This is a genomic window from Rhizobium sp. 05N430, from assembly GCF_056396985.1.
On sequence record NZ_JBFTMO010000008.1, the window covers coordinates 250,555 to 266,519 of the forward strand.

Here is a 15,965-nt window from a genome sequence, read left to right on the forward strand (position 1 = left end):
ATTTGGCAAATCGCCGTGTGGCGCTCCAGCGCAGAAACGGCTGATTTGCCGCCTTTCCGCCTTAAAAGCCTGTTCAAAACGCCCGCTCAAATTGGCGCGGAACGGGGCTTTCCGCTATAAATCTTTCAGTGATTCTACAAAGAGATCGTGATCTGTTTTGACTGAACAAACACCCCCAGGCGGCGGGAAGCTCCCGCCAGGCATCGAGCCCATCTCCATCATGGAGGAAATGCAGCGGTCGTATCTCGATTACGCGATGAGCGTTATCGTCAGCCGCGCGCTTCCGGATGTCCGTGACGGCCTCAAGCCCGTGCACCGGCGCATCCTTTACGGCATGTCCGAGCTCGGCATCGACTGGAACAAGAAATACGTCAAATGCGCCCGCGTCACCGGTGACGTGATGGGTAAATACCATCCGCACGGCAACTCGGCGATCTACGATGCGCTGGCCCGTATGGCGCAGGATTGGTCTCTCCGGCTGCCGCTGATCGATGGTCAGGGCAATTTCGGCTCCGTCGATGGCGATCCGCCGGCGGCCGAGCGTTACACCGAATGCCGCCTCGAAAAGGCCGCGCACTCGCTGCTCGACGACCTCGACAAGGAAACGGTCGATTTCCGCGACAACTATGACGGCACGCTCTCTGAGCCGGTCGTGGTGCCTGCGAAATTCCCGAACCTGCTGGTCAACGGGGCAGGCGGCATCGCCGTCGGCATGGCGACCAACATCCCGCCGCACAATCTCTCGGAAGTCATCGAAGGCTGTATCGCACTGATCGACAATCCGGCGATCGAGCTGCCGGAGTTGATGCAGATCATCCCGGGTCCCGACTTCCCGACCGGCGCCAAGATCCTCGGCCGCTCCGGCATCCGTTCGGCCTATGAGACGGGCCGCGGTTCTGTCGTCATGCGCGGCGTTGCCACGATCGAGCCGATGCGCGGCGACCGCGAGCAGATCATCATCACCGAGATCCCCTATCAGGTGAATAAGGCGACGATGATCGAGAAGATGGCCGAGCTGGTGCGCGAGAAGCGCATCGAGGGCATCTCCGATCTTCGCGACGAATCCGACCGTCAGGGCTACCGCGTCGTCGTCGAGCTTAAGCGCGATGCCAATGCCGACGTCATCCTGAACCAGCTCTATCGCTACACGCCGCTGCAGACCTCCTTCGGCTGCAACATGGTGGCGCTGAATGGTGGCAAGCCGGAACAGCTGACGCTGCTCGACATGCTTCGCGCCTTCGTCGCCTTCCGCGAAGAAGTTGTTAGCCGGAGAACGAAATTCCTGCTGCGCAAGGCGCGCGAGCGCGCCCACGTCTTGGTCGGTCTGGCGATTTCGGTTGCCAATATCGACGAAGTCATCCGCGTCATCCGCCAGGCGCCGGATCCGGCGACGGCACGTGAACAGCTGATGACCCGCCGCTGGCCGGCATCGGATGTCGAAAGCCTGATCCGCCTGATCGACGATCCGCGTCACCGGATCAATGAGGACATGACGTATAACCTCTCGGAAGAGCAGGCGCGCGCCATCCTCGAACTGCGTCTCGCCCGCCTGACGGCGCTTGGCCGCGACGAAATCGGCGACGAACTCAACAAGATCGGCGAGGAAATCAAGGATTACCTCGATATTCTGTCGTCGCGCATCCGCATCATGACCATCGTCAAGGATGAGCTCGGCGCCGTTCGCGACGAGTTCGGCACACCGCGCCGCACCGAAATCATCGACGGTGGCCTCGAAATGGATGATGAGGATCTCATCGCCCGCGAGGACATGGTCGTCACCGTCTCGCACCTCGGCTATATCAAGCGCGTGCCGCTGACCACCTACCGGGCGCAGCGCCGCGGCGGCAAGGGCCGCTCCGGTATGACCACCCGCGACGCAGATTTTGTTAGCCGGCTATTCGTGGTCAATACCCATACGCCTGTGCTGTTCTTCTCGTCGCGCGGCATCGTCTACAAGGAAAAGGTCTGGCGCCTGCCGATCGGCACGCCGACCTCGCGCGGCAAGGCTCTGATCAACATGCTGCCGCTCGCACCCGGCGAGCGCATCACCACAATCCTGCCATTGCCGGAGGATGAGGACAGCTGGGATAGCCTCGACGTCATGTTCTCGACGACCCGCGGCACCGTTCGCCGCAACAAGCTGTCGGACTTCGTTCAGGTCAACCGCAACGGCAAGATCGCCATGAAGCTCGAGGAGGAGGGCGACGAAATCCTCTCCGTCGAAACCTGCACTGAGCATGATGACGTGCTTCTGACGACGGCGCTCGGCCAGTGCATCCGCTTCCAGGTGGACGACGTCCGCGTCTTTGCCGGCCGCAACTCGATCGGCGTGCGCGGCATCAATCTTGGCGACGGCGACCGCATCATCTCGATGACCATCGTCGGTCACGTCGATGCCGAGCCGTGGGAACGTGCCGCCTATCTGAAGCGCTCCGCTGCAGAACGTCGCGCAACCGGCGTCGATGAGGACGATATCGCTCTCGTCGGCGAGGAAGTCACCGAGGAGGGACAGCTTTCCGACGAGCGCTATGAAGAGCTGAAGGCACGCGAGCAGTTCGTGCTGACGGTTTCCGAAAAGGGCTTCGGCAAGCGTTCCTCGTCCTACGACTTCCGTATCTCCGGCCGCGGCGGCAAGGGCATCCGGGCCACCGACACCTCGAAGACCGGCGAAATCGGTGCACTCGTCGCTGCCTTCCCTGTTGATGATGGCGACCAGATCATGCTGGTTTCGGATGGTGGTCAGCTGATCCGCGTACCGGTCGGCGGCATCCGCATCGCCAGCCGCGCAACGAAGGGCGTCACGATCTTCTCGACTGCCAAGGACGAGAAGGTCGTATCCGTCGAGCGTATCAGCGAGCCGGAGGATGACGGCGAGGAAGCGGGCGAGGGAACCGACGAGGCGGTTGCCGAAATCGGCGAGGCAACGCCTGCAGCCGAGGATGACGCACCGCCTTCATCTGAAGAATAATTTAACCAGGCTTTGGTTTGAGAACCGGGCGGCCCCTGCCGCCCGGTTTTTTATGGAGTAAAGAGATTTCTGCTAGCTTGAGTTGATATTTGGGTGAGGGTAGTCATGGGAAACTGGACGCGGCGCGGCGTTCTCGTTGCGGGCTCGGCGATCGCCGGGGTGGTGGCAGGGCAATATCTTCTCTCGCCGTCGAGCGATCCCGGACCGGCCTTTCCCGCAGATGCCGATGCGCCGGCGGGCGGGGCGATCCTCAATGATGCCGGTGAACTGTCGCCGACGCCGGTTGCCCAGCACCTGACCTTCAGCGAGCCGCCGCAACAGGCGCTTGTCGATCGCCTCCGGGCAACACTCGCGGACGCCCGCAGTAACGGTCAGCCGGTGGCCGCAAGTGCGGCCCGCCACTCGATGGGTGGCCATAGCCTGCCGTTGAATGGTGCAGCCCTGACCCTCGATCAGGACTGGCTGGAAGCCGATACCGCGGCAAAGACCTATCGCGTTGCCGCCGGCACCCGCTGGTCGACCGTCATCAGCAAGCTCGACGCGATCGGCTTTTCGCCCGCCGTCATGCAGTCGAACAACGATTTCGGCGTCGCCAGCACCTTCTCGGTCAACGCGCATGGCTGGCCGGTGCCCTTCAGTGCCTGCGGCAGCACGGTGCGGTCGATGAAGATGATGACCTCCGACGGCAATCTTCTGACCTGCTCGCGCACTGAAAATGCCGATCTCTTCAATCACGCCATGGGCGGCTACGGTCTGTTCGGGGTGATCACCGAGCTTGAGCTCGACATGGTGCCCAACAGTCTGCTGGAGCCGTCCTTCGAACATCTTGCCGGCGAAGACGTCGGCCGCCGTTTCGCTGAAGTGCTGGCATCCGATCCATCGGTGCAGATGGCCTACGGACGCTTGGACATCTCGCTGGACCGCTTCTTCGACGACGGCCTACTGATCACCTATCGCCCCGCGGCCGATCAGTCCGCCATTCCCGCCGCCACCGGATCCGGCTTCATCAGCCACGTCTCGCGCGAAATCTTTCGCCGCCAGCTGGGCTCCGATGGCGTCAAGCACATGCGCTGGTGGACGGAGGCGGTGCTCAATCCGCAGATTTCAGCGGCTTCGACCCGCAACAGCCTGATGAACGAGCCGGTCATCACCCTCGACGACCGCGATCCCTTGCGCACCGACATCCTGCACGAATATTTCGTCTCACCGTCGCGATTTGCCGATTTTGTCGCGGCCTGCCGCGATGTCATTCCGGCCTCATACCAGCAGCTCTTGAACATCACGCTGCGTTATGTGAACACCGACAGCGACAGCGTTCTGGCTTACGCTACGGAACCTCGCATTGCCGCTGTCATGCTGTTCTCGCAGGAGAAGACGGTGCGCGGCGAGGTCGATATGGCGCGGATGACCGAAGCTCTGATTGAGCGGGTGATTGCCATCGGCGGCAGCTACTATCTGCCTTACCGGCCGCATGCACGGCTGGATCAACTGCAGCGGGCCTATCCGCGCACGGCCGATTTTGCGGCAGCGAAACGCAAGGCCGATCCGGATCTGCTGTTCCGCAACCGGTTCTGGGATAATTATCTGGGCAAGATCTGAGGGGGAATGATGAGCAAGCTTCGACTGATCGCGGCACTTTACACCGTGGCGCTGCTGTTTGCGGCGGCGCTCAATTACATTCCGGGCCTGACGGATGCGCAGGGCAGGGCCTTCGGCATCTTCGCGCTCGATATCTATGACGACAGCCTGCATCTGGCTTCAGCCTTGTGGGCCGCGATCGCTGCCTATCTGTCGGCAAGGGCGTCGCGCTCCTTCCTCTTCTATTTCGGGCTGCTCTACTTCACCGACGGCCTGCTCGGCCTTATCACCGGCTCCGGCTATCTCGATCTCGGTATCGTCAATTACGGCATCCAGGATCTGCCCTTCGGCTTCAAGATTCTCGCCAATCTGCCTCATCTGTTCCTCGGCGGTGTCGCGATCGTCTCGAGCTATCTCTTCCGCAGCGAGGCGCGCTGATGCGCCGGCTGCTAAAGGTCTTCGGATTGTTTCTGGGTGCGATCGTCATCATCGTGCTGCTGTTGCTCAGCCCGGCCGCCTATGTCGAAACCTTCTGCCATGCCGATCCCGAGCCGGACAGCTACAGCCCGCTGATCCGCGATCCCCAGATGAAGCGTGAGGAAGCCAACACGTTCCTCACCTATCCCGAATGGCACATCGTCTATGCCTATGATGGGCTGGCCGAGGTGCTGAAATCAGGCGACGAATATCGTTTCGACTATCTGGCAAGCGTTCGCGATTTCTGGAAGGCCGATTGCGCACTGACGGCGATCGCCGATCGCCATGGCGGCGCCGATACGCAGACGCGTATGATGGTGGCAACGATCGGCGTCAGCTTCACGCTCGAAATGGGCCTGAAGGCCGCCTACGAGGAAACGCTCGGCCGCCTGACGGCCTATTGGCGTGGCGATCAGAAGACCCCGCAGGATATCGTCGCTCGCGACATGGCGATCGATTACGCCGCGTTCCTGCGCCAGACGCCCTGGTACAAATATCCGTTCCAACCCGAGATCGACAAGCTCTGGGCCGTACCGGTGGACGAGCCGGTCCGCGGCTGGGAGCGGCGGCTGGCGCTCGGCGGCGAATGGAAGGCGAAAATCGCCTATGCCGGCATGATCGCCAACGCCGTTGCGGCGACCGGCGAGGCGAAACTGACGATCTTCTCCATCGTCTCAGGAATTCAGGCGCCCGCGCTTTCGGCAATGCCTGATGTCAGGGTCGTCTCGGAAAACGCCAGCGGTATTCTCATCGAAACGCCACGCTACGATCGCTTCACGCATATTCTTGCCGATATCGCCAAGGCTGGCGGGACGATCCGTGAAATTGCCGGCAACGACGAGATCATGGTGTCGCTGACGGCGGCAGCTACTGACCAGACGCCGCCGCCGGGCGAGTTGATCGCCCGTTTCCCGCGCGCAGGCTTCGATAGCGACCGGCTGCTGGTGGTCGTCAAGATTGTTGATCTCGGCCAGCTGCTGCGCGAACGTCCGATTGCCGATCCCGGGATCGAGCATATATTCGACTTCTGACGGGAGAAGGCGATGAGATTGCCCATGCGGATAGCGAAAACGGCGGGAGTGGCAAGCGCCATTCTCGTGGCCGTATTCCTGCTCTTTGCCGGTGTCTTCGCGGCGACTGGAAATGCCCCGGCCGCCATGGTCTTCCGCCCGCCCGGCAGTCCGTCCAGCCTGCCTGATGGTGTGAAGCTGCTCAGATGGGGAAGTGCCTTTGCCATCGTGCGGGGCGACAGCCCCGATTACGTTCGCAGGCTCTATGCCAATGGCGCACTGCTGGTGCTGCCGTTCCGCAAAAGTGGCTGTCTCGCCTATCGTCCGGCCTGACCGGACAAAGAAAAAGCCGGACGCTTTTGTGGCGTCCGGCTTCATCTGACCCGAGCGCGGGAGGGGAATGCGCTCAAGGGCGGGAGTGGCTTAGAAAGTGATGCGCTTTTCGTTGTAAGCCTTGACCTCTTCGCTTTCACGGCGAAGAGCGGAAATGGTTGATGCCACAGACACGATGAACATCACGCTGATAAGAGCGGTAAGTACAGTCAAGATCGTGAACATGGGCAATCCTTTCCGAAGTTGCGTTCACGTTCCTCAGTACTGGCTGACGATCGGCGCGCGAGCCGAAGCGTAAGGGCCAAATACCTTGGACGTATCAGTTTTCTGATCGTAGAGTGCGATTGTTGCGGTGAGCATTCCCGTGACCATTGCCATCCAGAAAACGTTAATGACGGTAATCTTATCGGGCATATTCTTTTCCTTAAAACCGCGTATCGCATCTACGCTTCGGTTGATTAAATGCATCCGCTTGGAAATGGTTCCGCAGGATGTTGACGTGTCGTTTACTAAGCCTGGTCTGAAGCGACCTTGAATGCCTCGTTCATCTGGCGTTCAGATTCGCGAGGCCCTTCAACGCAGCCGGCCGAGCTGGCGCATCAGCGCATGGTGCTCGCTGACCTCAGGCCGAACCCAGCGCACTTCATACTTTTCCTTGCAAACGCCATAGGCGATCTCGCCGGCAAGAGAGATGAAGACGGCAAGCGCGATCAGCAGCATGAGCATTGAAGTGACTTCCAGGGGTAGCCGGATACCGGAATGGCATCGGCCGTGTTGATGGTTTTCATTATGCCGATCGCATCTGAAACGGCCTTGAACGGAGCATTCATCCGCCGTTCAGCCACCCGGCCGGGAGACGCCAAATGACTTGCGGGAACGGGGCATCCGTGACAAAAGGCAACGAACGAAACGGCCGGGTTCCATGACGACTGCTTTTTATCCGGGGTCCTTCGACCCGATCACCAACGGACATATGGATGTGCTCGTCCAGGCGCTGAATGTGTCCGCGAAAGTGATCGTCGCGATCGGCGTTCATCCGGGCAAGGCGCCGCTATTCTCCTTCGAGGAGCGGGCCGAACTGATCCGCAAGTCGCTGGCCGAGATCCTGCCGCAGAAGGCTGCCGGCATCGATGTGGTGTCCTTCGACAATCTGGTTGTCGACGCGGCCCGCAAGCACGGCGCCTCTCTACTGATCCGCGGTCTGCGTGACGGCACCGATCTCGATTACGAAATGCAGATGGCAGGCATGAACCGGCAGATGGCGCCCGATATCCAGACCGTTTTTCTGCCGGCTGGAACGGGCTCACGGCCCATTACTGCCACATTGGTCCGCCAGATCGCCGCCATGGGTGGAGATGTCAGCGCCTTCGTTCCGGCCGCAGTCCTGCAAGCCCTTCAATCCAAGCGCAAATCTTGAGGCGGTCGTCCGCCGCAACGGAGCTACAATGAAACTGTTTTATGCCGCCTTTGCCGCCGTGCTGTATATCGCGTCCTTCGCTGGTGACGCTCTTGCCGCCGATACGCTCACTATTCAGCTGAAGGATGGTCCTGTCGTGATTCAGCTGGCGCCTGACGTCGCGCCGAAGCATGTTGCCCAGATCGAAGCGCTTGCCAAGAAGGGCGCTTACGACAACGTTGCGTTCCACCGCGTCATCGACGGCTTCATGGCCCAGACCGGCGACGTTCAGTACGGCAACATGTCGAAGGGCTTCGATCCGAGCCTCGCCGGCACCGGCGGCTCCGACCTGCCGAACATTCCTGCCGAGTTCTCCAAGACACCTTTCGTCCGCGGCACGGTCGGCATGGCCCGCTCGCAGGATCCGGATTCGGCCAATTCGCAGTTTTTCATCATGTTCGCTGACGGCTCCTTCCTGAACGGTCAGTACACCGTCGTCGGCAAGGTCGTCTCCGGCATGGAATTCGTCGACAAGATCAAGAAGGGCGAAGGCCAGAACGGCGAAGTCAGCAATCCTGACCGCATGGTCAAGGTCACCGTCGCCAAGTAACTCAAAGCAAGTAGTTCAAGAACAACGAGGAGAATAAGAATGGCCGAGATCAAGGATCCCGAAAACACCATCATCCTGGAAACCACCAAGGGCAAGGTCGTTATCGCACTGCTGCCGCAGGTGGCACCTGAGCACGTTGCCCGCATCAAGGAACTCGCCCGCGAGAAGGCCTATGACGGCGTCGTCTTCCACCGCGTCATCAACGACTTCATGGCCCAGACCGGCGACGTGAAGTTCGGCAAGAAGGGCAGCGAGAGCTTCAACCCGGGCCGGGCCGGCATGGGTGGCTCCGAGAAGCCGGATCTGAAGGCAGAATTCTCCGCGACCCCGCATAATCGCGGCGTTTGCTCCATGGCACGCTCGCAGAACCCGAACTCGGCCAACAGCCAGTTCTTCATCTGCCTTGCGGATTCTCCGTGGCTGAACAAGCAGTATTCCGTCTGGGGCCAGGTCATCGAAGGCATGGACAATGTCGACAAGATCAAGAAGGGCGAGCCGGTCGTAGACCCGGATTCGATCGTCTCGATGCGGGTTGCCGCCGACGTCTGATTGTGATTTCTGACGGAACCCGCCCTTGCGTGAGAACGCGGGGCGGGTTTCGCTTTGCCCGGAAGTACCCCGATGCGCGTAGACCTTTTCGATTTCGACCTGCCGGATGAGCGGATTGCGCTCAGGCCCGCCGAGCCGCGCGACAGCGCACGCCTGCTGGTCGTCGATGCCGCTGCCAGCGCGACGCTGAGCGATCATGTGGTCCGCAATCTTCCCAGTTTCCTGAAGCCGGGCGATGCGCTGGTTTTCAACGACACCAAGGTCATTCCCGCGCAGCTCGAAGGCATCCGCCACCGCGAAGGAGCGGGCGGTCAGCAGGTCTCGGCGACGCTGCATATGCGGGTCGGCGCCAACCGCTGGAAAGCCTTCGCCAAGCCCGGCAAGCGCATTAAGGAAGGCGACCGTATCGCCTTCGGGCATAGCGGCGAAAGCTGCTTCCTCGGACAGCTCGATTGCACCGTCGTCGAGAAGGGTGATGCCGGCGAGGTGACGCTCGCCTTCGATCTCTCCGGCCCTGCACTCGACGAAGCTATCGCCAGCGTCGGCCATATTCCGCTGCCCCCCTATATCGCCGCCAAGCGGCCGGAAGACGAGCGCGACCGCGCCGATTACCAGACGATCTATGCCCGCGAGGAAGGCGCTGTCGCCGCTCCCACCGCCGGACTGCATTTCACGCCGGCACTCTTCGAAGCTCTCGACAAGGCCGGCATCGAACGCCATTTCGTGACGCTGCATGTCGGCGCCGGAACCTTTCTGCCGGTGAAGGCTGACGATACCGATGACCACAAGATGCATCTCGAAAGTGGCTACGTCACCGAAGAGATCGCCGCCAAGCTCAACGCCGTCAAGGCGAGGGGCGGGCGCATCGTCTGCGTCGGCACGACGTCGCTGCGGCTGATCGAAAGTGCCGCGGCCGATAGCGGCGAGATAAAGCCCTGGGCCGGTGCCACCGGCATCTTCATCACGCCCGGTTACCGCTTCAAGGCGGTCGATATGCTGATGACCAACTTCCACCTGCCGCGCTCGACTTTGTTCATGCTGGTCTCCGCCTTTGCCGGTTTCGAGACCATGCACGCCGCCTATGACCACGCCATTTCGACAGGCTACCGCTTCTATTCCTACGGCGACTCAAGCCTGCTTTTCCGGAACGACAGATGACCGAGAATTTTCAATTCACTCTCAAGAAGACCGATGGCGGCGCCCGCCTCGGCGAAGTCACCATGCCGCGCGGCACGATCCGCACCCCGGCCTTCATGCCTGTGGGCACTGTCGGCACGGTCAAGGCGATGTATCTCGATCAGGTGCGCGACACCGGCGCCGATATCATTCTCGGCAATACCTATCACCTGATGCTGCGCCCCGGCGCCGAACGCGTTGCCCGCCTCGGCGGCTTGCACAAGCTGATCCGCTGGGAACACCCGATCCTGACCGACTCAGGTGGCTTCCAGGTCATGTCGCTCTCGGGCCTACGCAAGCTCGACGAGCAGGGCGTCACCTTCAAGTCGCATGTCGATGGCAGCCTGCACCACATGTCGCCGGAGCGCTCGATCGAGATCCAGGGCCTGCTCGGCTCCGATATCCAGATGCAGCTCGACGAATGCGTGGCACTGCCGGCCGAGCCGCGCGAGATCGAACGCGCCATGGAACTGTCGCTGCGCTGGGCCGAGCGCTGCAAGGTGGCCTTCGGCAACCAGCCGGGCAAGGCGATGTTCGGCATCGTCCAGGGCGGCGATCAGCCGAACTTGCGCGTTCGCTCGGCAGAGGCGCTGAAGCAGCTCGATCTCAAGGGCTACGCTGTCGGCGGCCTCGCGGTCGGCGAGCCGCAGGACGTCATGCTGCGCATGCTAGAGACCACGCTTCCGGTTCTGCCGACGGAGAAGCCGCGCTATCTGATGGGCGTCGGCACGCCTGACGACATGCTGAAATCCGTCGCCCGCGGCATCGACATGTTCGACTGCGTGATGCCGACTCGCTCTGGCCGCCACGGCCTGGCCTTCACCCGCCGCGGCAAGGTCAATATTCGCAATGCCCGTCACGCTGAGGATATGCGGCCGCTCGACGACCAGTCGAACTGCCCGGCGACCCGCGATTACTCGCGCGCCTATCTGCATCACCTCGTTCGCGCCAATGAGGCGCTTGGCGGCATGCTGCTCTCCTGGCATAACCTGAACTACTATCAGGAACTGATGCAGGGCATCCGCAAGGCGATCGCCGAGGGACGTTTTGCCGATTTCATGGCCGAGACGATCGACGAATGGGCGAGGGGCGATCTCGAGCCCGTCTGAGGCTCATATCCCCTTGCTGTCGGTGTTCGGAACGATCTGAACGCCGTTGATCTTGTAGCTGCCGTCGGGCTGGCGCGCCATCTGGTAGATCGCCGTCCAGTCCTTGCCGTCGCGCCCTGAGATCAGCACTTCATTATAGATCATCGCGCCGTCGGCGATCGATTTGCTGCGGCCGAAGGCGTAATTGCCGGGATGATAAACCGGCTCGTAGCTTTTCTTCACCATCGCAAAGAACACGTTCTTGTCCGGAAACAGCGCCTTGATCCCAGGAGCCGCATAGGAATAGGCGGTATCGGGATCGTCCTTCAGAAAGGCATTGATCTGCCCTTCGATGATCTGCTGCGTCGTTGCGATGGGATCTTCGGCGCGCGCCTGTAACGGTGTGGTCAGCAATGCGGCAGACAGAAGAAGCACGGCGGATAGAGCACGCATGAGATTGTCTCCGGCCAATAGACTGGAGTGTAGGGCATTTCAGCAAATTTGAAAGTGGCGGACCGATCGCCCGCCACTCGCAGGAGACGTTCAGTTCCAGCGGCGGAAGAGGGCGCTGGCGTTGACACCGCCAAAGCCGAAGCCGTTGCTGATCGCATAGTCCATCTCGAGCTTACGCGACGTCTTGCCGACGATATCGAGACCGTTGGCGACGGCATCCGCCTCATCGAGATTGCGCGTCGGCGGAACGATCTGGTCGCGCAGTGCCAGGATCGTGAAGATCGCTTCCAGCCCGCCGGCCGCGCCGAGAAGATGGCCGGTCGCGGATTTGGTGGCACTGACGGCGATCCCGCCATCGCGGCCGAAGACCGTGCCGATCGCCGCCATCTCGCCACGGTCGCCGACCGGCGTCGACGTTGCGTGGGCGTTGAGATGCTTGATCTCTGATGGCGCGATTTTCGCCTGCCGGATGGCGGCTTCCATCGCCCGGCGCGCGCCGTCGCCGTCTTCGGGTCCTGCGGTCATGTGATAGGCATCAGCCGCCGTGCCGTAGCCGACCAGTTCCGCCAGCGGGGTGGCGCCGCGAGCCAGCGCATGTTCCAGCGTTTCGATGACCAGGATACCCGCACCTTCGCCCATGACGAAGCCATCGCGGGCAGTATCGAATGGCCGCGAGGCGAGCTCGGGCGTGTCGTTGAAGCCGGTGGAAAGCGCGCGTGCGGCCGCAAATCCACCAAGGCTCACGCGGTCAATACAGGCCTCTGCACCGCCGCAAATCGCCACATCGGCTTCACCCGACCGGATCAGCCGGGCCGCGTCGCCAATGGCCTGAACGCTGGCCGCGCAGGCGGTAACCGGCGCGCCGAGCGGCCCCTTGAAGCCATATTTGATGCTGATCTGTCCGGCCGCCAGGTTGACGAGGAACGACGGTACGATGAACGGAGAAAGCCGCCGCGGCCCGCGGGTCTCGACTGTGCGCACCGCATCGGTGATCGCGGGAAATCCGCCGACGCCCGAAGCGATGATCGTTGCCGTGCGTTCGCGCGAAGCGGTATCCTCGGGCATCCATCCGGCCTGGCGCACCGCCTCGTCGGCGGCACCCATGGCGAAATGGATGAAGCGGTCCATCTTCTTCTGGTCCTTCGGAACGATATAACGATCCGGATCGAACCCGCCCTCGGCATCCTCAGCGATGTCAGGCACGACACCGCCGACCTTGGCCGCCAGATCGCCGACAATATCCTCGCCCAGCAGGCGAAGGCCGGAGCCGCCGGCAAGCAGCCGCTTCCACGCGATCTCCACACCTGTTCCAAGCGGCGACACAAGTCCCATACCGGTGACGACAATGCGATCCATGATTTGTTCCTTATTAAGCATCAAAGCCCAGATACCAGGCCTTCATCCGCGCAATGCGCTCATGGGCCGCCTCATCGGCCGCAGGGCCGGGCAGCAGGCAGGTATTCCGGGGGGTGAGTTCTTCGCCGTTCCTGGCATCGACCAGCTTGGTTTCAAGCGCTTCGCCGGATGCATTGCCGAGAAGATAGGCGAGATCTTCCTGCGGGGCGTGGCGTCCGCCCCATGTCGACAGCGCCATCAGCACCGGAAAGAAATCCTGTCCCTTCGCCGTCAGCACATATTCGTGGCGGGCAGGGCGCTCGCTATAGAGCCGTTTCTCGAAAATGCCTTCCTCGACCAGATGGGCGAGGCGCCGTGTCAGGATGTTCGGCGCGATCCTAAGGCTCTTCTGGAAATCGTCGAACCGCGTCAGCCCCTGAAAGGCGTCGCGCAGGATCATGATGCTCCAGGAATCGCCGACGCTGTTCAGCGCGCGGGCGGCCGGGCATGGGAAGATGGCAAAGCTGGTTCGTTGCATGAAGCAAGCCACTACCGCAGTGACTTGCTTTAAGCAAGTAACTCTTTAGCGCGCGCTGGACGCGAAGATGCGGGCGAGGATGACGCCCATGACAAGCATGCCAGCGGCAACGAAGATCGTATCGCCGGGCGTGCCGATATAGAGCGGCCCGATATTGGCGAAGAGCAGAAAGGCGATCAGGAAATTCAGCCAGCCCCATATGACGTTGACTTCAGCAGAACTGATATTCGAGCTGCCGAGCCGCGCGAAGGGAGTGCGGAAGGAGCGCCCGCTGACGCCGTTGACGAAGTGCGGAATGCCGTTTGTCAGGAACGCGGCGGCGATGAAATGAACGATATAGGCGATCCAGGGCAAGAGAGCCTCCGACTGAGAAACATGTCCTCTCTAGATTGGCGCCATATGCAGGAAGGCAAGGGCACGAACAGGGTGTCGCAGCCGCGAAATTTCCACCCATTATCAGCAGATTAGCATATAATCGTTTATATCCCGGACGACGGATTGACCTTCCGGCCCGATTGCAATTTCTATGCGCGCGAGGTGGAGTGACGGGGGAATAATGAGAGTTTTCTCTGACATTGGTGAGCTGCGCGCAGCACTTGAGGCTTTGCGCCGGCAATCGCGCACAATCGGCCTGGTACCGACGATGGGCTATCTGCATGCCGGCCATCTGGAGCTGGTGGCGCGGGCGAGGGTGGAGAACGACATTGTTGTCGCCTCGATCTTTGTCAATCCGCTGCAGTTCGGCGCCAACGAGGACCTCAGCAAATATCCCCGCGATATCGAGCGCGACACGGCCATGCTCCGGCAAGCCGGCGTCAACATCCTCTTTGCGCCTGGCGTTACCGACATGTATCCGAAGCCGATGATGACGGTCGTAGACGTACCCGAGATCGGCCGCGAGCTAGAAGGGTCGGTGAGGCCCGGCCATTTCGCCGGCGTCGCCACGGTCGTCTGCAAGCTTTTCAATATCGTCCAGCCACAGCGCGCCTATTTCGGCGAGAAGGATTACCAGCAGGTGGTCGTCATCAGGCGTATGGTCGAGGATCTGGCATTGCCGGTCCGGATCGTCCCGGTGCCGACGGTGCGTGATCACGATGGCCTGGCGCTGTCATCGCGCAATGTCTATCTCAGCGCCGGCGAGCGCAAGGCGGCTGTGATCGTGCCGCAGACGCTCGCCGAGGCTGAGCGGCTGGTCGCCGCGGGTCTGTCCGATCCGGTCGAGCTCGAACACCTGCTGAAGACGTTTCTCGGCCGCGAGCCGCTCGCCAATCCGGAAGTCGTCGCCGTCCGCGATGCCGCGACGCTGAAACCGGTCGAGGTGATCCGCGATCCCGTCGTCGTCGCGCTGTTCGTCAGGATCGGCACGACCCGGCTGCTCGACAACCGCGTAATCGGCGGGCAGGGCGTCACGAAACTGGGAGCCGTACGATGAGTGCATCCGGAACAGCCAAGCGCCTGACGCCGTCGAAGATCGCGGCGATGAAGGGCGGCACCCCGATTGTCTGCCTGACGGCCTATACGACGCCGATGGCGCGCCTCCTCGATGCCCATTGCGATCTGCTACTTGTCGGAGATTCGCTCGGCATGGTGCTCTATGGCATGGAAACCACGACGGGCGTGACGCTCGAGATGATGATCGCCCATGGCAAGGCGGTCATGCGCGGCGTTGAACAAGCCTGCGTCGTCGTCGACATGCCATTCGGTACCTATCAGGAATCGAAAGAGATAGCGTTTCGCAACGCTGTCCGCATTCTCCAGGAAACCGGCTGCGACGCCGTGAAGCTTGAGGGCGGCGAGGAGATGGTCGAGACCATCGCCTTCCTGACGGCGCGCGGCATTCCTGTGCTCGGCCATATCGGCCTGATGCCGCAGCTGGTCCATACCGCCGGCGGCTACCGCTCGGTCGGCCATACCGAACATGAGACCTCGAAGATCCGCCGCGACGCCCACGCAATCGGCGGCTCCGGCGCCTTCGCTGTCGTCATCGAGGGAACCGTCGAACCGCTGGCCCGCGAAGTCACATCGGCCATCCATGTCCCGACAATCGGCATCGGCGCATCGTCAGCCTGCGATGGCCAGATCCTGGTGTCCGACGATATGCTCGGGCTGTTCAACGATTTCACGCCACGCTTCGTCAAGCGCTACGACGAGCTCGGAAAGCGCGCTGCCGCCGCGGCAGAGGAGTATGCTGCAGACGTGCGCTCACGAAAATTTCCGGCGGCAGAGCATACGTTCAAACGGCGAACGTAACCGGGCAAGAAAAGGAGCGGGCGGCATTCATAGGCAGCTCGCCAATAGCTACACAATGTGGCGTGAGAGTTGAAATGTCCGCCGGTTTGCAAAGTTAAAATGTCCGCAAGGCCACCATACGGCACACCGGCCAGCCCCGATCTGACCGGCTGATCCCGGTTGCAAGATCAGATCGGGGCGGGTGGTAAATACACCACTTCGGCT

General features: G+C 61.6%; 19 protein-coding genes. 12 read left to right on the top strand and 7 right to left on the bottom strand.

Annotated elements, in window-relative coordinates:
- Nucleotides 1–157 precede the first annotated feature (157 nt).
- The 5 genes from gyrA to AC1DJO_RS18635 all read left to right on the top strand — a co-directional run bounded on the left by gyrA (nucleotide 158) and on the right by AC1DJO_RS18635 (nucleotide 6,366).
- Nucleotides 158–2,968 (top strand): DNA gyrase subunit A, encoded by a 2,811-nt coding sequence (gene gyrA / locus AC1DJO_RS18615; protein ID WP_477972317.1) that lies wholly within the window; start codon nucleotides 158–160, stop codon nucleotides 2,966–2,968.
- A 105-nt stretch (nucleotides 2,969–3,073) separates the two neighbouring features.
- Nucleotides 3,074–4,567, top strand: coding sequence for an FAD-binding oxidoreductase (locus AC1DJO_RS18620; protein ID WP_477972319.1), 1,494 nt, complete (start codon nucleotides 3,074–3,076; stop codon nucleotides 4,565–4,567).
- 9 nt (nucleotides 4,568–4,576) lie between these two features.
- Nucleotides 4,577–4,984 (top strand): hypothetical protein, encoded by a 408-nt coding sequence (locus AC1DJO_RS18625; RefSeq protein WP_112539793.1) that lies wholly within the window; start codon nucleotides 4,577–4,579, stop codon nucleotides 4,982–4,984.
- The gene (locus tag AC1DJO_RS18630) at nucleotides 4,984–6,054 is read left to right on the top strand and encodes a hypothetical protein (RefSeq protein ID WP_477972321.1); all 1,071 of its coding nucleotides are present in this window, start codon (nucleotides 4,984–4,986) and stop codon (nucleotides 6,052–6,054) included. Before AC1DJO_RS18625 ends, AC1DJO_RS18630 begins: the two co-directional genes overlap by 1 nt.
- Before the next feature lie 12 nt (nucleotides 6,055–6,066).
- Complete coding sequence (locus tag AC1DJO_RS18635) at nucleotides 6,067–6,366, top strand: hypothetical protein (protein WP_442207872.1); 300 nt, start codon at nucleotides 6,067–6,069, stop codon at nucleotides 6,364–6,366.
- A gap of 90 nt (nucleotides 6,367–6,456) precedes the next feature.
- Here AC1DJO_RS18635 and AC1DJO_RS18640 read toward each other — a convergent pair whose 3' ends face one another.
- The 3 genes from AC1DJO_RS18640 to AC1DJO_RS18650 form a co-directional block, all read right to left on the bottom strand.
- A complete protein-coding gene (locus tag AC1DJO_RS18640) occupies nucleotides 6,457–6,591 on the bottom strand; it encodes a hypothetical protein (protein WP_281438207.1) in 135 nt (44 codons plus the stop codon).
- Nucleotides 6,592–6,624: 33 nt separating this feature from the next.
- Complete coding sequence (locus AC1DJO_RS18645; protein WP_310299585.1) at nucleotides 6,625–6,780, bottom strand: hypothetical protein; 156 nt, start codon at nucleotides 6,778–6,780, stop codon at nucleotides 6,625–6,627.
- 159 nt (nucleotides 6,781–6,939) lie between these two features.
- The gene (locus AC1DJO_RS18650) at nucleotides 6,940–7,092 is read right to left on the bottom strand and encodes a hypothetical protein (protein ID WP_477972323.1); all 153 of its coding nucleotides are present in this window, start codon (nucleotides 7,090–7,092) and stop codon (nucleotides 6,940–6,942) included.
- Between the two features lie 196 nt (nucleotides 7,093–7,288).
- Between AC1DJO_RS18650 and coaD the strand changes: the two genes are divergently transcribed.
- The 5 genes from coaD to tgt all read left to right on the top strand — a co-directional run bounded on the left by coaD (nucleotide 7,289) and on the right by tgt (nucleotide 11,206).
- The gene (gene coaD, locus AC1DJO_RS18655; RefSeq protein ID WP_112539430.1) at nucleotides 7,289–7,783 is read left to right on the top strand and encodes a pantetheine-phosphate adenylyltransferase; all 495 of its coding nucleotides are present in this window, start codon (nucleotides 7,289–7,291) and stop codon (nucleotides 7,781–7,783) included.
- Between the two features lie 28 nt (nucleotides 7,784–7,811).
- Nucleotides 7,812–8,372: a peptidylprolyl isomerase gene (locus tag AC1DJO_RS18660; protein ID WP_112387394.1), complete on the top strand. Its 561-nt coding sequence runs from the start codon at nucleotides 7,812–7,814 to the stop codon at nucleotides 8,370–8,372.
- Nucleotides 8,373–8,411: 39 nt separating this feature from the next.
- Nucleotides 8,412–8,921, top strand: coding sequence for a peptidylprolyl isomerase (locus AC1DJO_RS18665; RefSeq protein WP_112387393.1), 510 nt, complete (start codon nucleotides 8,412–8,414; stop codon nucleotides 8,919–8,921).
- 72 nt (nucleotides 8,922–8,993) lie between these two features.
- Nucleotides 8,994–10,079, top strand: coding sequence for a tRNA preQ1(34) S-adenosylmethionine ribosyltransferase-isomerase QueA (gene queA / locus AC1DJO_RS18670; protein WP_477972325.1), 1,086 nt, complete (start codon nucleotides 8,994–8,996; stop codon nucleotides 10,077–10,079).
- Nucleotides 10,076–11,206 (top strand): tRNA guanosine(34) transglycosylase Tgt, encoded by a 1,131-nt coding sequence (tgt, locus tag AC1DJO_RS18675; protein ID WP_477972327.1) that lies wholly within the window; start codon nucleotides 10,076–10,078, stop codon nucleotides 11,204–11,206. The genes queA and tgt overlap by 4 nt, the downstream gene beginning before the upstream one ends.
- Before the next feature lie 3 nt (nucleotides 11,207–11,209).
- Here the strand turns inward: tgt and AC1DJO_RS18680 are convergent, their stop codons facing one another.
- The 4 genes from AC1DJO_RS18680 to AC1DJO_RS18695 all read right to left on the bottom strand — a co-directional run bounded on the left by AC1DJO_RS18680 (nucleotide 11,210) and on the right by AC1DJO_RS18695 (nucleotide 13,865).
- On the bottom strand, nucleotides 11,210–11,638 hold the full coding sequence (locus tag AC1DJO_RS18680) for a DUF4864 domain-containing protein (protein ID WP_477972329.1): 429 nt from the start codon (nucleotides 11,636–11,638) through the stop codon (nucleotides 11,210–11,212).
- 90 nt (nucleotides 11,639–11,728) lie between these two features.
- On the bottom strand, nucleotides 11,729–12,994 hold the full coding sequence (fabF, locus tag AC1DJO_RS18685) for a beta-ketoacyl-ACP synthase II (RefSeq protein ID WP_477972331.1): 1,266 nt from the start codon (nucleotides 12,992–12,994) through the stop codon (nucleotides 11,729–11,731).
- Between the two features lie 13 nt (nucleotides 12,995–13,007).
- Nucleotides 13,008–13,511 (bottom strand): winged helix-turn-helix transcriptional regulator, encoded by a 504-nt coding sequence (locus AC1DJO_RS18690; RefSeq protein ID WP_477972333.1) that lies wholly within the window; start codon nucleotides 13,509–13,511, stop codon nucleotides 13,008–13,010.
- A gap of 45 nt (nucleotides 13,512–13,556) precedes the next feature.
- Complete coding sequence (locus AC1DJO_RS18695; protein WP_477972335.1) at nucleotides 13,557–13,865, bottom strand: hypothetical protein; 309 nt, start codon at nucleotides 13,863–13,865, stop codon at nucleotides 13,557–13,559.
- 202 nt (nucleotides 13,866–14,067) lie between these two features.
- Here AC1DJO_RS18695 and panC point away from each other — a divergent pair, with 202 nt between their 5' ends.
- Both panC and panB read left to right on the top strand, forming a co-directional pair.
- Entirely contained in the window at nucleotides 14,068–14,943 is an 876-nt protein-coding gene (gene panC, locus AC1DJO_RS18700) for a pantoate--beta-alanine ligase (protein ID WP_477972337.1), read from the top strand.
- Nucleotides 14,940–15,761, top strand: a complete 822-nt coding sequence (panB, locus tag AC1DJO_RS18705) for a 3-methyl-2-oxobutanoate hydroxymethyltransferase (protein ID WP_477972339.1) — start codon at nucleotides 14,940–14,942, stop codon at nucleotides 15,759–15,761. Before panC ends, panB begins: the two co-directional genes overlap by 4 nt.
- Nucleotides 15,762–15,965: the final 204 nt, after the last annotated feature.

Coding starts and splice junctions, on each gene's coding strand:
- AC1DJO_RS18620 (WP_477972319.1), top strand. CDS start 3,074: ATGGGAAACTGGACGCGGCGCGGCGTTCTCGTTGCGGGCTCGGCGATC.
- coaD (WP_112539430.1), top strand. CDS start 7,289: ATGACGACTGCTTTTTATCCGGGGTCCTTCGACCCGATCACCAACGGA.
- panB (WP_477972339.1), top strand. CDS start 14,940: ATGAGTGCATCCGGAACAGCCAAGCGCCTGACGCCGTCGAAGATCGCG.
- AC1DJO_RS18630 (WP_477972321.1), top strand. CDS start 4,984: ATGCGCCGGCTGCTAAAGGTCTTCGGATTGTTTCTGGGTGCGATCGTC.
- AC1DJO_RS18640 (WP_281438207.1), bottom strand. CDS start 6,591: ATGTTCACGATCTTGACTGTACTTACCGCTCTTATCAGCGTGATGTTC.
- fabF (WP_477972331.1), bottom strand. CDS start 12,994: ATGGATCGCATTGTCGTCACCGGTATGGGACTTGTGTCGCCGCTTGGA.
- AC1DJO_RS18625 (WP_112539793.1), top strand. CDS start 4,577: ATGAGCAAGCTTCGACTGATCGCGGCACTTTACACCGTGGCGCTGCTG.
- queA (WP_477972325.1), top strand. CDS start 8,994: ATGCGCGTAGACCTTTTCGATTTCGACCTGCCGGATGAGCGGATTGCG.
- AC1DJO_RS18680 (WP_477972329.1), bottom strand. CDS start 11,638: ATGCGTGCTCTATCCGCCGTGCTTCTTCTGTCTGCCGCATTGCTGACC.
- AC1DJO_RS18665 (WP_112387393.1), top strand. CDS start 8,412: ATGGCCGAGATCAAGGATCCCGAAAACACCATCATCCTGGAAACCACC.
- panC (WP_477972337.1), top strand. CDS start 14,068: ATGAGAGTTTTCTCTGACATTGGTGAGCTGCGCGCAGCACTTGAGGCT.
- tgt (WP_477972327.1), top strand. CDS start 10,076: ATGACCGAGAATTTTCAATTCACTCTCAAGAAGACCGATGGCGGCGCC.
- AC1DJO_RS18635 (WP_442207872.1), top strand. CDS start 6,067: ATGAGATTGCCCATGCGGATAGCGAAAACGGCGGGAGTGGCAAGCGCC.
- AC1DJO_RS18690 (WP_477972333.1), bottom strand. CDS start 13,511: ATGCAACGAACCAGCTTTGCCATCTTCCCATGCCCGGCCGCCCGCGCG.
- AC1DJO_RS18645 (WP_310299585.1), bottom strand. CDS start 6,780: ATGCCCGATAAGATTACCGTCATTAACGTTTTCTGGATGGCAATGGTC.
- AC1DJO_RS18650 (WP_477972323.1), bottom strand. CDS start 7,092: ATGCTCATGCTGCTGATCGCGCTTGCCGTCTTCATCTCTCTTGCCGGC.
- AC1DJO_RS18660 (WP_112387394.1), top strand. CDS start 7,812: ATGAAACTGTTTTATGCCGCCTTTGCCGCCGTGCTGTATATCGCGTCC.